This is a genomic window from Pseudomonas sp. S60 (assembly GCF_016647865.1).
Taxonomy (GTDB): domain Bacteria; phylum Pseudomonadota; class Gammaproteobacteria; order Pseudomonadales; family Pseudomonadaceae; genus Aquipseudomonas; species Aquipseudomonas parafulva.
Genome location: NZ_JACVVH010000026.1, coordinates 43,528 through 56,573, shown reverse-complemented (window position 1 = coordinate 56,573; position 13,046 = coordinate 43,528). Strand labels below are relative to the sequence as shown.

Below are 13,046 nucleotides of genomic sequence, written 5' to 3'. Positions count from 1 at the left end.
GGTATCCCTGATGGATAACGCCACCTCCCTGCCAGCCGGGGCGGCCAACGCGCCGGCCGCAGAAAAAACCACCGCCAGCCGCCTCAAATCGATCTTCAGCGGTTCCATCGGCAACATGGTCGAATGGTATGACTGGTACGTCTACGCAGCATTCTCGCTGTACTTCGCCAAGGCATTCTTCCCGGCGGGCGACTCCACCGCACAATTGCTCAACACCGCGGCGATCTTCGCCGTAGGCTTCCTGATGCGCCCCATCGGTGGCTGGCTGATGGGCCTGTACGCCGACCGCAAGGGCCGCAAGGCGGCGCTGATGGCCTCGGTACTGCTGATGTGCGCCGGCTCGCTGGTCATCGCCCTTACCCCCGGCTACGAGACCATAGGCGTCGCTGCCCCCGTTCTGCTGGTGATTGCGCGCCTGCTGCAGGGTTTGTCGGTGGGTGGCGAATACGGCACCTCGGCCACCTACCTCAGTGAAATGGCCAGCAAGGAGCGCCGTGGCTTCTTCTCCAGTTTCCAGTACGTCACGCTGATCTCCGGCCAGCTCATCGCCCTGGCAGTGCTGATCATCCTGCAACAGACCCTGACCACCGAGCAGCTGTATGCCTGGGGCTGGCGCGTACCGTTCGTGATCGGTGCCCTGTGCGCCGTGGTTGCCTTGTACCTGCGTCGCGGTATGGAAGAAACCGCCTCTTTCACCAAGAAGGAAAAGGCCAAGGAAAGCCTGATGCGCACCCTGATGCGCCACCCCAAGGAACTGCTGACCGTGGTCGGCCTGACCATGGGCGGCACCCTGGCGTTCTACACCTACACCACCTATATGCAGAAATACCTGGTGAATACGGTGGGCATGAGCATCAGTGACTCCACCACCATCTCGGCCGCCACGCTGTTCCTGTTCATGTGCCTGCAACCGGTGATTGGCGGGTTGTCCGACAAGATCGGCCGCCGCCCCATCCTGATTGCCTTCGGTGTACTGGGCACGCTGTTCACCGTACCGATCCTCAGCACCCTGCACACCATCCAGACGTGGTGGGGCGCGTTCTTCCTGATCATGGCGGCGCTGATCATCGTCAGCGGCTACACCTCGATCAACGCGGTGGTAAAAGCCGAACTGTTCCCCACCGAAATCCGCGCCCTGGGTGTCGGCCTGCCCTACGCCCTGACGGTGTCGATCTTTGGTGGTACCGCTGAATACGTGGCGCTGTGGTTCAAGAGCGCGGGTATGGAAAGCGGGTTCTACTGGTACGTCACAGGGTGCATCGCCTGCTCCCTGCTGGTGTACGCCACCATGAAAGACACCAAGCAGCACTCCCGGATCACCACCGACTGATCGCTGCCGGTAACAACGAAAAAGGGCGCTCCAGTGATGGAGCGCCCTTTTTCGTTGTGCCTACCCCTTAATACTCGATTAATTCCACAGCCAGATACTGCCCAGGCTGAATAATCATTTGCCCCAGCACCTTGATAATCGCCGCCGCTCACGCGAAAGCAGGCATTTGAGTACGTCAATACATCTAATAATACGATTATTTAACGCAATATTATGCGCTTAACAATCAATATTGTAGGCGTAAAATGTGATGCATACCTACACAGTCACCCATTCATTGGAGTAACCCTTATGAAAATCCACACCCTTCTTGCCTTCGTTCTGTCGTTGTCTGCTGCTGGCGCTTATGCCGAAGACGGTTTCGACCGTACCAAGGCGCACGGTTTTGCAGCGCCTCACGCACAGGCGTCCGGCTACGCAGAAGACGGCTTTGACCGCACCGGTGCCCAGCGCTTCGCGGAAGATGGCTTCGATCGCACCCATGGCCATCGCATCAGCTGACCCTACAGCGCTGCCTGATGATTTGCAGGCGGCCGCAGCCTTGGCACACTAGGGGCCCGTCAACCCAGGAGGTGGGCCGGCAAGCCCAGCACCGATGTACTACTACGAACCCGCACAAGGCCACGGCCTGCCGCATGACCCCTTCAACGCCATCGTTGGCCCCCGCCCGATCGGCTGGATCTCCTCCCAGGACCGCCAGGGCCGCCTGAACCTGGCGCCCTACAGCTTCTTCAACGCCTTCAACTACATCCCGCCGATCATCGGTTTCTGTAGCGTGGGGCGCAAAGACAGCCTGAACAACATTGAGCAGACTGGGGAGTTTGTCTGGAACCTGGCAACCCGGCCGTTGGCCGAGCAGATGAACCAGAGCTGTGCGGCAGTACTGCCGGAAGTGAACGAGTTCGAACTGAGCGGGCTCACGGCCGCCCCGTCGCGCATCGTCAAGGTGCCGCGGGTAGGCGAAACGCCGGTGGCCTTCGAGTGTAAGGTAACCCAGATCGTGCAACTGCAGCGTGCTGACCAGCAGCCGGTGCCCAGCTGGCTGATCCTGGGCGAGGTGGTGGCCGTGCATATTGCCGAGCACCTGCTCAAGGACGGCATCTACGACACCGCTGCCGCCGAACCCATCCTGCGTGGCGGCGGCCCGGCGGACTATTTCGAACTGGGCAACCTGTTCAAGATGGCCAGGCCGCAGGCCTGATCACCAGATCAGCTCGCCTGCTCCGCTCACACCTCGCAGGCGCTGCAACTGGGCCGTGGCCGCTTCATCGGCAGCCACGGCGCCCTTGAATACCTGCCCCTCCAGCACCTTGTGGAAGCGCGGTGCGCCGCCCATGCCCAGCGCCTTCACCGCGATGGCCGCGTGGTAGCCCCCGCCGTCCACCGGCACCATCGCCGAAACCGCCTCGAACTGTGCAAACTCCCTACGTGCCATAGTGCTTTCCGCGTGGTTGAAAGAGCCGTCATGTTACGCCAAGCAGCCCGGCAACGCGGCTGTCGCGTGCCACCGGTCAGCCAAAGGTGTGCAGGTCGAGGCTGCTGACCACTTCGGCCTGCACCAGCTCACCGAACACCTGCAGGGTAGGCGAGGCGAAGTAGCCGTTCATCGCCTGCTGGTCCTGCCAGCTGCCGCTGAGTAACCACAGGTCGGCATCGGCCTGGGAGCGCTGCACGGTAAAGCTTAGGCAACCCGGGGCGCCCAGTGAAGGTTCGAGCAAGTCACGCAAGCGGGCGCCCAGCTCGGCCGAGCGGCCGTTACTGGCGCGGATGAAAGCAAGGTGGGTGACCGGTTGTTTGAGCGTCATTGCACCATCTCCCTGAAGCGGCGGTCGGGTAAGCCAGGCTGGCAAGGTTAGAGCGCCACCGGCCGTTCACGTTAGGCCAATACTGCACGCCGATTGCCTGATCCTGCCGCGCGGCAGGATCAGGCAATCGGCGTGCAGTATTCGACTAGCTTCATGTGTTGCCCAAACCTATGCTGCGTCGGTCAGCAGAGGAACGCCACCATGACCACCGCCCCGCCCCTAGACCCGCATCTGGAAACCCATCGCCAGGAGCTGGCCGCGCTGATCGGCCGCCATGCCGGCGATCCCCACGGGCCCGCCTCGGCCATCGACAACCTGTACCTGGTGCGCTACACCGAGAACGTCCGCTCGGTGCCCACGCTGGCCCAACCTGCGCTGTGCATCCTGGCGCAAGGCAGCAAAAGCCTGTTTCTGGGCGACGAGCAATATGCCTACGACCCGCTGCACTACATGGTGGTGTCGGTGACCTTGCCGCTCAGTGCGGTAAAGCTCGATGCCAGCCCGCAGAACCCCAGCCTGGGCCTGCGCATGGACCTGGACCCTGCCGAGATCAGCCAGCTGATCGCCGAAAGCGGGCCGATGCTGGTGCCTAACCGGCCCTCGGGGCGGGGTTTGTATGTGGAAAAGACCGACGCTGCATTGCTCGATGCCTTGTTGCGGCTGATCCGCCTGCTGGACAGCCCACGGGATATCGGCATGCTGGCGCCGCTGTTTCGCCGGGAAATCCTGTACCGTTTACTGCGCGGGCCCCAAGGCTATCGGCTGTACGAAATCGCCCTGGCCAACAGCCAGACCCACCGGGTGTGCCAGGCAATCAGCTGGCTCAATGAAAACTTCCAGCTGCCGCTGCGCATCGAGGACCTGGCCCGCGAGGTCAACCTCAGCATCTCCACCTTGCACCACCGCTTCAAGGCAGTGACCTCCATGAGCCCGCTGCAGTACCAGAAGCAGCTGCGCCTGCAGGAGGCCCGCAGGCTCATGCTCAATGACGGGCTGGAAGCCGCCGTGGCGGCCTATCGGGTGGGTTATGAAAGCCCCTCGCAGTTCAGCCGCGAATACAGCCGGTTGTATGGCGCGCCACCGATCCGTGACGTGGCACGCCTGCGCTCCAGTGCCGGCTAGGCACGCCGGCCTTCAGCCTGGCACAGCCTGCTGCCACTGCTGCTGGTCGATGTGCAGCAGCGTCGGGCCGCTGCGTCTGGCCGCCTGGGCCAGCGCTGTGTGCAATTGCGACACATCGGCCACGTGTTCAGCCGCCGCCCCCAGCGCCTGTGCCACGGCGACGAAGTCGGGGGTATGAATGTCTACCCCGACCGGCTCGATGGCCCGGTTGACCATGTACTTCTTGATCTCTTCATAGCCCTGGTTATTCCACAACAGCACGATCAGCGGCACCTGTGCCTGCACCGCACTGGCCAGCTCCGGCAAGGTGAACTGCAACCCGCCGTCGCCAATCAGGCACACCGCTGGCGCGCGGTCTTGGCTTTTGACCGCACTACCCAGCCACGCCCCCATCGCGGCAGGCAGTGCATAACCCAGGGTGCCGTAGCCGGTCGATGCATTGAACCAGCGCCGTGGTCGGTCCATGTCCAAGGTGAAATTGCCGGTGTACACCGGCTGGGTCGAATCGCCCACCAGAATGGCGTCCGGCAAGCTTTGCAGCGTGGCTGTCAGCAAGCGCGTCTGGCTCAAGGTAGCCTGGTCCCATTGCCGAGCCACGGCCATGCGCAGTGCTGCCACCCGGCCAGCACCCCACCCCGCCTGGTACACCGGCTGCCGGCCACGCAGGGCAGCGATCAGCCCCTCCAGGGCCAACCTGGCGTCTGCCACCAGGGCAAGCGCTGGCATGTAGTTACGCACGGTCTGATCAGGGTCGATATCAATGCGCAGCAGACTGCCTGGGATTTCGAAGCCTCCCTGGAAGGTCACGTCGTAATCGGTTTCGCCAAGCTCGGTGCCAATGGCAAGCACTACATCGGCCTCCGCCACCAGTGCACGGGTGGCCTGCAGCGACTGTGTCGAACCGATCAGCAGCGGGTGGGCCGCAGGCAACAGGCCCTTGGCGTTGATGGTCAAGGCCACGGGCGCCTGCAAATGCTCGGCCAACCGCACCAGCGCCTCACTGGCCGCCAGGGCACCGCCCCCTACCAGCAGCAGCGGCCGCTTGGCCACTGCCAGGCGCTCGGCCATCTGGTGCAAGGGCTGTAGCGCGGGGCCCGCCCTGTGGGTACGCACCGGCCTTGCCGGCAGCAAGTGGTCGGCAGGCTCGACCAGCACGTCCAAGGGGATCTCGATGTGAACAGGGCGTGGCCGCGCGCCCTCGAACACCGCAAACGCCCGCGCCAGCACCGCGGGCAGCTCGCCCGCACTCATCAAGGTGTGGGAAAACGCAGCCACGCCCGCGACCAGTGCGCCCTGATCGGGCAACTCGTGCAGCTTGCCACGGCCACCGCCCAGTTGGTTGCGGGCCTGCACACTGGAAATGACCAGCATCGGGATGGAGTCCGCATAGGCCTGGCCCATGGCCGTGATGATATTGGTCATGCCTGGCCCGGTGATGATGAAACACACCCCAGGTTGTCCCCGGGTACGTGCATACCCGTCGGCCATGAAGCCTGCGCCTTGCTCATGGCGTGGCGTAATGTGCGTGATGGCAGCACCCGCCAGGCCACGGTACAGCTCGACGGTATGCACACCGGGAATGCCAAAAACATGATCCACGCCATAAGCTTCGAGCCACTTCACCAACACTTCGCCACAAGTTGCCATGCGCTTCCACCCTGTTCTTGCTTCGGACAAGGGCTTATTGGACGCAACGATGGCCTACCCGCACAATGCAAAAATACACATACTTGCCATGTCCTGAAATCATGGCTGCTTCCTATGAATCGCTTACCTCCCCTGCCTGCACTGCACACGTTTCTGGTCACTGCCCAGCACTGCAATTTCACCCGCGCTGGCCAGCAGCTGCATATCACCCAAGGGGCTGTGAGCCGCCAGATCGCGGCCCTGGAAGCACACCTGGGTTACCCGCTGTTCCAGCGCCAGGCCAGAGGCCTGAGCCTGACCCGCGAAGGCCTCGACTGGCTGCCTCGGGTACAGCAGGTGTTTACCCTCATCGAGCAGGGTGTACGTGAGGTGGCTGGGCACAGCAGCACCCTGCAACTCAAGGCGCCGACCTGTGTGATGCGCTGGTTGCTGCCGCGCCTGATGCAATGGCAGGCCCTGCGCCCGGAGGTGCCGGTGGAACTGACCACCACCGTGCAGCATGGCGTGGACCTGCACCGGGAAGGCTTCGATGCCGCAGTGGTCTATGGCGCTGCACCGCCCCAGGGGCTGCGGGCGTACAAGCTGTTCGATGAGCAACTCACCCCGGTCTGCGCGCCGTCGCTACGCGAAGGCCTACCCCTTTTGTTGCAGCCCCAGGACCTGGGCGAGCACATGCTGCTGCATCCGTCGCGGGACGAGCGGGACTGGCATGCCTGGCTGCAGGCCGCCGGGGTGACCCTGAGCGGTCGAGGGCACAAACAGCATTTCGAGACGCTGGACATGGCCATGGCCATGGCTACGCAAGGCACGGGCGTTGCCATCGGTGACTGGGCGCTGATCGGCGAAGACCTGCGCGCAGGGCGCCTGTGTACGCCGTTCGCCTTGAGGGTGATGACCGGCAAGGGCTATTACCTGGTCAGCCAGGCCAAGGGCCTGGCACCTGGGTTGGTCGAGTTGCTGGCGTGGCTGCAGGCCTGTGCCAGCACTGACCCTGCGGATCAATACCCGGCCGTGAAGCGCTGACGCGAATGCCGGGGGGTATCCAGTTCATCGAGCAAGGCAATTGCATAATCGGCAAAGGTAATCCAGCTTTTGCCGTCGGCCCCGATCAGCAAGTGGTCCTTGCCGAGCACGTAGTGCCCGCTACGTTCGCCTTCGACGAACTCGGCCGAGGGCGACAAAAAGGTCCAGTCAAGGTCGGTTTCCTGCTGCAACGCCTCAAGAAACCGCACCCCACCACTGGCCTCGGCCTTGTAGGCTTCCGGGAAATCCGGGCTGTCGATTACCCGCTGCCCGGAAGGCAACAGCAGGCTACCGGCGCCACCCACCACCAACAGCCGCTTCACACCTGCGCGCTTGACCGGCTGAATGATGGCCTCGGGTTCGATACTGGCAAAGTGTGCAGCGCTGAGCACCGCGTCCACGCCCGTCAGCGCTGCCTGCAACGCAGCACTGTCGTTCACGTCCAGCGCCTGCACCGTGACTCCTTCACGGCCCTGCAAGGCCGATGGGTTTCGCGCGATGGCCAACACACTGTGGCCACGGCGCAAGGCTTCCGCCACCAACTGGCTGCCGGCACGGCCAGTCGCACCGATGATTGCAATGTTGCTCATGGGTCATGCTCCTTCAGTAAGTTCGGGTTACCACGTCATCTCGCCTTTGGCGACCTTGGCACTGAGCGCCAGCGAACTCTCGTCGGCCAGCCCCGGGTAACGCTGTTTCATGGCGTCGATCAGTTGCGCAGCATCGTGGGCCTTGGCCGTTTCGGCATCGAAGTCACGTATGTAGTCTGCAGTGAAGCGCACAGCTGCCAGTGACCGGCTGCCGGTGCCCAGGTAGTGGCCGGGCACAACCGTTTCGGGCGCCAGCGCCTCGATAGCGGCCAGGGTCGCCAGCCAGGCCTGGTGGGACTGCGCCGATTGGGTATCAGCCATCCACACATGGATGTTTTCAGACACCACCACCCCGCCCACCACGGCCTTGATCGAAGGTATCCAGACGTAACTGCGGTCCGGTTGCGGCCCGCCCAGGCCGCGCACCTCCAGGGCCTGGCCTTCCAGCATCAGGCGATCACCTGCCAGCACCTGCGGCACGATCAGCTTTGCAGGTTTGTCCGCGCCCATTTGTGGCCCCCAGTAGGCCAGCTTGGCAGCCATGGTCTGGCGGATATGCGCCACGGTCGGCGCCGATGCCAGCACCTTGGCCTGCGGGAAGGCCCGGGTCAGCGTGTCGAGGCCAAAGTAGTAGTCGGGGTCGCCATGGCTGATGTAGATGGCGGTCAGGCGCTTGCCACTTGTGCGCAGGCGCTGCACCAGTTGCTCGGCCTGGGCCTTGCCGAACTGGGCGTCCACCAGCACGGCATCGTGCTCGCCGCTGACGATAACCGAACTCACCGGGAAGATGGCCTGCTCGCCGGGGTTGTAGACGTCCACCTGCAAAGGGGCTGCAGCCAGTGCCTGCCCGGCCAGCGCCAGGCAGGCCACAAGCATCACGCGCAAGGGGTTGAGAAGGGGCATCGGGGAAACCTTTCAGATTGGCAATGCCCAACAGCATAGTTGCCGTAACCAGTACAAAAAATGCGATCCTGCGACATAGTTTGTTTCTGGAATCGAGCAAATCATGGACCGCCTTACCGCAATGCGCGTTTTCGTCACCGTGGTCGACCTGGGTAGCCAATCAGCGGCGGCCGATCATCTGCAACTGTCGCGGCCGGTAGTGTCACGCTACCTGGCAGAGCTGGAAGCCTGGGTGGGCGCGCGGCTCATGCAGCGCACCACGCGCAAGCTGAGCCTTACCGCCGCCGGCGAGGAGGTGCTGCCACGCTGCCGGCAGATGCTGGCCATGGCCACAGACCTGCAAAGCGCCGTGCAGCAGCCCGATGACGCGCCACGCGGTGCGCTGCGCATCAGCGTGAGCACCTCGTTTGGCCAGGCTCAGCTGGCCGATGCAGTGGCCGATTACGTGCGCCGCTACCCAGGGGTGAACGTGGAGTTGCAGATGCTCGACCGCACCGTCAACCTGGTGGACGAACGCATCGACCTGGCGATACGCACCAGCAATGATCTGGACCCCAACCTGATTGCCCGCAGGCTCAGCGTGTGCCGGTCGGTGATCTGCGCCGCACCGTCCTACCTCAGTGAGCACGGCGCGCCCCAGCGCGTCGAAGACCTTACCCGCCACAACTGCCTAACCCATGCCTACTTCGGCCATGGCCTGTGGCATTTCGAGGTGGGCGGGCAGCAGGTGGCCATACCCGTGTCGGGCAATATCAGCGCGAATGAGGCAATGACGCTGCAGAAGGCCACACTTGCCGGTGCAGGCATCGCCATGCTGCCCACCTATCAGGCTGCCGATGCCTTGCGCAACGGGCAGCTGATTCGCCTGGTGCCCAAGGCCAAGCCACGGGAGCTGAGCCTGAATGCGGTCTACACCTCGCGCAAGCACATGCCCGCAACGCTGCGCAGCATGCTGGATTTTCTTGCGCAGCGCTTCAAGGACGAGCCGGCGTGGGACGCAGACCTCTGACCCCGCGCCAGCGGCGCAAGGTCACTCCTCGACGCTCATGTACTCCTTGGCCCAGCGGATGTAGTCCTCAGGCTGGGTGTAGGTGTGCGAGAGCTCGGTGGCGCTGAGGTTTTCCGATTTGTTCTGCTGGCCGCGCTGCAGGCGCAGGCAGTCGTAGGTGGCCTTGATCGACGCGAAGTAGGCGGCATGGCCATCGACCACGATGCGCACGCCCAGGCGCGCCAGGCGCTCGTCATCGCGCAGGTTGGGGTTGCCGTAGGTGACCAGCATCAGCGGCACCGTCAGGTGGCTGGCAATCTGCTCCAGCTGCTCGAAGTCCTTTACCCCCACCATGCAGATGCCATCGGCACCGGCCTTCTGGTAGCTCTGGGTACGCACGATGATTTCTTCAGTGCTGAGCACCCCGGCATTGGTGCGGGCGATGATCGACAGCGACGCGTCAACGCGCGCCTCCACGGCCGCACGAATTTTGCCCACCCCTTCTTCGACCGAAATCAGGTCGGTGGATTTGCGCCCGAACTGCGCGGGCAGCAGCGTGTCCTCGATGGTGAGCGCGGCAACCCCTGCCCGCTCCAGCTCGATCACGGTACGCATCACATTCAACGCGTTGCCATAGCCGTGGTCCGCGTCGGCCAGCACCGGCAGCTGCGCCACCCGGCCAATGCGGGTGGCCTGCTCGACGAATTCGCTCAGGGTGATCAGGGCAAAGTCAGGTGCAGCCAGCACCTGCAGCGAGGCAACCGAACCACCCAGAATGCCCACCTCAAAGCCCAGGTCAGAGGCAATGCGCGCCGACATGGGGTCGAACACCGAAGCGGTGTGGTAGCAAGAACCTGAAGCGAGCAGCTCGCGGAAGGCAAAACGCAGATCTTGATGGGAAGCCTTGGGCATGATCACTCCACTATTGAAGAAATTTGAACGGTAACTACAGACCCCTGAATCGGGTTTGCCTGACCTGTATCGAACCTTGCCATCAGCGCAAGGCCATGTTCGACATGCAGGCAGAGGAATAATAGGTGCGGGAGCCAGGGACCTCGGCGATGACCTGCAATAACGCACCAAGCTGGTGCAATACGCGGCCTCTGGGGCTTCTGGCATACCAACGATATCACGCGGCCATGGTGCACTGGATGAATGCGCCAATGCCGATCTTGCATAGGCGATGCTGATAGTACATAGGAAGCTACCTAAGTCGGGTTACAATTCAGCGTCCTTCAACGCACCACTGCGTGTCGAAGCCTGCCATCGACAGACAAGGTAAATTCGTGACCGCCGCCCTCCCCCCTGCCGCTTTGCGCAACGTGCTCACCGCCCTGATGCTGGCCATTTTCCTGGGCGCACTGGACCAGACCATCGTGGCCGTGTCGCTCCCGGCCATCTCTGCCCAGTTCGACGACGTCGGCCTGCTGGCCTGGGTCATCTCGGGGTACATGGTGGCGATGACCGTCGCGGTGCCGATCTATGGCAAGCTCGGAGACCTGTACGGGCGCAGGCGCATGATCCTGACCGGCATCAGCCTGTTCACCCTGGCCTCGATCGCCTGCGCCCTGGCCCAGGACATGCAGCAACTGGTACTGGCCAGGGTACTGCAAGGGGTTGGCGCCGGCGGCATGGTGTCGGTAAGCCAGGCGATCATCGGCGATTTCGTGCCACCGCGCGAGCGTGGCCGCTACCAGGGGTATTTCAGCAGCATGTACGCGGTCGCCAGCGTCGCCGGGCCAGTGCTGGGCGGCTGGCTGACCGAATACCTGTCATGGCGCTGGGTGTTCTGGATCAACCTGCCACTGGGGGCGGTGGCGCTCTGGGCGATCCACCGGGCACTGGCTGGCATGCCGGTGCAGCACCGCCAGGCTCAGGTGGACTACCTGGGCGCCGTGCTGCTGATCCTCGGCCTGGGCAGCCTGTTGCTGGGCATAACCCTGGTCGGGCAAGGCCACGCCTGGGCCGACCCCGCCGTGCTGACACTGTTCGCCTGTGCGGTAATGGGCCTGGCCCTGTTCGTAGCCCATGAACGCCGCTGCGCCGAGCCATTGCTGCCCCTGGCGCTGTTCGGCAACCGGGTGGCGGTGCTGTGCTGGGCGGTGATCTTTTTCGCCAGCTTCCAGTCCATTTCACTGACCATGCTCATGCCCCTGCGCTACCAGGGCATCACCGGCAGTGGCGCCGACAGTGCGGCCCTGCACCTGCTGCCCCTGGCCATGGGCTTGCCCATCGGTGCATTTACCGGCGGGCGCCTGACCTCCCTGACCGGGCGCTACAAGCCGCAGATTCTTGCCGGCGCACTGATGATGCCGTGCGCCATCTTCGCCATGGCGCTGACCCCACCCCAGGCGGGGCTGTTGAGTGCGCTGTTCATGCTGATCACCGGTATCGCCTGCGGGCTGCAATTTCCGACTTCGCTGGTGGGTACGCAAAGTGCGGTAGATAGTCGGGACATCGGCGTGGCAACCAGCACCACCAACCTGTTCCGCTCGCTTGGGGGCGCCATGGGTGTGGCGTGCATGTCCAGCCTGCTGCTCGCCCTGCTGCACCAGGGCGGTTTCGCACTGCTGGACAATCCGCTGCTGGGCAGCCTCAAGGCCGGTCAGGTAGACCCGCACACCCAGGCACGCTTGCTGACCACGTTCCGCCACCTGTTGATGGGCAGCGCAGTCGTCGGGCTGGTGGGGGTGCTGGTAGCGGTGGCGCTGCCGGACCGTCAATTACGCGGTCACTAGCAGCCATCACGAGAGCAGGGGGAAATATGCCCTCACAAACCTTAACAAAGTGTTATTTGCGCATCGCCGGGCTCAAGCGCAGCATATCCAGCCCGGCATCAACCCATTTTTCACCGTCGCCAAGCAAGTCCACGCTTTCGGGTAGCAGCAGCCAGCGCCGGATCAGGCCGTCGATGTAAGAAAACATCGCAGCCGCCCCGCGCTCCACGTCCAACCCTTCGGGCAGTTGGCCACGGCGCACGGCATTGGCAAGGGCCAGGGTGATGCCTTTATGGCAATCCAGTACCGCCGCCTGGCGCTGCTGGCGGATTTCGCACATATCATCGGTGAACTCGCACTTGTGATGCAGAATCTCATTGATACGCCGGGTTCTGGCGTCGAGCACCAGCTCGTTGAACACCTGCAGCAACAGCTTGCGCATGCAGTCGAGCGGGTCCATTTCGTCTTCGCTCTCACTGGCGCGTGCAAGATGGTCATGGGTTTCGTGCAGGCTATCGAGCAACGCCTGCACCAGTTCGGCTTTATTATTGAAGTGCCAGTAGATCGCCCCGCGCGTCACACCCGCCAGTTCGGCGATGTCGGCGAGGGTGGTTCGCGCGACCCCGCGCTTGTAGAAAGCCTTTTCCGCTGCCTCGATGATCTGGGCGCGAGTTTCCTGGGCTTCCTCTTTGGTTCGACGGACCATGGCAGTACAACCTCATCTGGCCCACACGTGAGACTGCGTGCGGGAAGGCTCCGGGGCACCTCTGCTGGGGGCCTCACGGATCAAGCTAATCAAGGGCTGTAGTGGTAACGGAGTACAACTCAGCGGTATTTACAAACAACCATGAATGTAAGTATATTCCTTAGCAAGCTATTTATCCACCGGGTAACCTGTTATCCGGATCAAGACTCTTCCAC

General features: G+C 63.1%; 13 protein-coding genes and 1 pseudogene. 7 read left to right on the top strand and 7 right to left on the bottom strand.

Going from position 1 to position 13,046, the window contains the following annotated elements:
• Nucleotides 1-10: 10 nt before the first annotated feature.
• From IAE33_RS14850 to IAE33_RS14840, 3 genes and pseudogenes are all read left to right on the top strand, one after another.
• Nucleotides 11-1,330, top strand: coding sequence for an MFS transporter (locus tag IAE33_RS14850; RefSeq protein WP_201164051.1), 1,320 nt, complete (start codon nucleotides 11-13; stop codon nucleotides 1,328-1,330).
• Nucleotides 1,331-1,621: 291 nt separating this feature from the next.
• Nucleotides 1,622-1,828: pseudogene (locus IAE33_RS14845) on the top strand (heme utilization protein); the annotation flags it as partial.
• Between the two features lie 97 nt (nucleotides 1,829-1,925).
• Complete coding sequence (locus tag IAE33_RS14840) at nucleotides 1,926-2,531, top strand: flavin reductase family protein (protein WP_028635094.1); 606 nt, start codon at nucleotides 1,926-1,928, stop codon at nucleotides 2,529-2,531.
• Here the strand turns inward: IAE33_RS14840 and IAE33_RS14835 are convergent, their stop codons facing one another.
• The gene (locus tag IAE33_RS14835; RefSeq protein ID WP_201164049.1) at nucleotides 2,532-2,765 is read right to left on the bottom strand and encodes a hypothetical protein; all 234 of its coding nucleotides are present in this window, start codon (nucleotides 2,763-2,765) and stop codon (nucleotides 2,532-2,534) included.
• Nucleotides 2,766-2,841: 76 nt separating this feature from the next.
• Nucleotides 2,842-3,135 carry a putative quinol monooxygenase gene (locus IAE33_RS14830; RefSeq protein WP_028635096.1) on the bottom strand — a complete coding sequence of 98 codons (294 nt, stop codon included), beginning with the start codon at nucleotides 3,133-3,135 and terminating at the stop codon, nucleotides 2,842-2,844.
• 201 nt (nucleotides 3,136-3,336) lie between these two features.
• Here IAE33_RS14830 and IAE33_RS14825 point away from each other — a divergent pair, with 201 nt between their 5' ends.
• Entirely contained in the window at nucleotides 3,337-4,257 is a 921-nt protein-coding gene (locus IAE33_RS14825) for an AraC family transcriptional regulator (RefSeq protein ID WP_201164048.1), read from the top strand.
• Nucleotides 4,258-4,269: 12 nt separating this feature from the next.
• Here the strand turns inward: IAE33_RS14825 and IAE33_RS14820 are convergent, their stop codons facing one another.
• Nucleotides 4,270-5,904, bottom strand: a complete 1,635-nt coding sequence (locus IAE33_RS14820; protein ID WP_201164047.1) for a 5-guanidino-2-oxopentanoate decarboxylase — start codon at nucleotides 5,902-5,904, stop codon at nucleotides 4,270-4,272.
• 114 nt (nucleotides 5,905-6,018) lie between these two features.
• Between IAE33_RS14820 and IAE33_RS14815 the strand changes: the two genes are divergently transcribed.
• Nucleotides 6,019-6,927 carry a LysR substrate-binding domain-containing protein gene (locus IAE33_RS14815; RefSeq protein ID WP_201164046.1) on the top strand — a complete coding sequence of 303 codons (909 nt, stop codon included), beginning with the start codon at nucleotides 6,019-6,021 and terminating at the stop codon, nucleotides 6,925-6,927.
• Here IAE33_RS14815 and IAE33_RS14810 read toward each other — a convergent pair.
• Nucleotides 6,903-7,517, bottom strand: coding sequence for an NAD(P)-dependent oxidoreductase (locus IAE33_RS14810; protein ID WP_028635100.1), 615 nt, complete (start codon nucleotides 7,515-7,517; stop codon nucleotides 6,903-6,905). The genes IAE33_RS14815 and IAE33_RS14810 overlap by 25 nt on opposite strands.
• Before the next feature lie 27 nt (nucleotides 7,518-7,544).
• Complete coding sequence (locus tag IAE33_RS14805; RefSeq protein WP_201164045.1) at nucleotides 7,545-8,420, bottom strand: MBL fold metallo-hydrolase; 876 nt, start codon at nucleotides 8,418-8,420, stop codon at nucleotides 7,545-7,547.
• Between the two features lie 103 nt (nucleotides 8,421-8,523).
• Between IAE33_RS14805 and IAE33_RS14800 the strand changes: the two genes are divergently transcribed.
• The gene (locus IAE33_RS14800; protein ID WP_201164044.1) at nucleotides 8,524-9,429 is read left to right on the top strand and encodes a LysR family transcriptional regulator; all 906 of its coding nucleotides are present in this window, start codon (nucleotides 8,524-8,526) and stop codon (nucleotides 9,427-9,429) included.
• A gap of 21 nt (nucleotides 9,430-9,450) precedes the next feature.
• Here IAE33_RS14800 and IAE33_RS14795 read toward each other — a convergent pair whose 3' ends face one another.
• Nucleotides 9,451-10,320, bottom strand: coding sequence for an isocitrate lyase/PEP mutase family protein (locus IAE33_RS14795; protein ID WP_028635103.1), 870 nt, complete (start codon nucleotides 10,318-10,320; stop codon nucleotides 9,451-9,453).
• A gap of 374 nt (nucleotides 10,321-10,694) precedes the next feature.
• Here IAE33_RS14795 and IAE33_RS14790 point away from each other — a divergent pair, with 374 nt between their 5' ends.
• Entirely contained in the window at nucleotides 10,695-12,146 is a 1,452-nt protein-coding gene (locus tag IAE33_RS14790; RefSeq protein ID WP_201164043.1) for an MDR family MFS transporter, read from the top strand.
• 52 nt (nucleotides 12,147-12,198) lie between these two features.
• Here IAE33_RS14790 and ttgR read toward each other — a convergent pair whose 3' ends face one another.
• On the bottom strand, nucleotides 12,199-12,831 hold the full coding sequence (gene ttgR / locus IAE33_RS14785) for an efflux transport transcriptional regulator TtgR (RefSeq protein ID WP_201164042.1): 633 nt from the start codon (nucleotides 12,829-12,831) through the stop codon (nucleotides 12,199-12,201).
• Nucleotides 12,832-13,046: the final 215 nt, after the last annotated feature.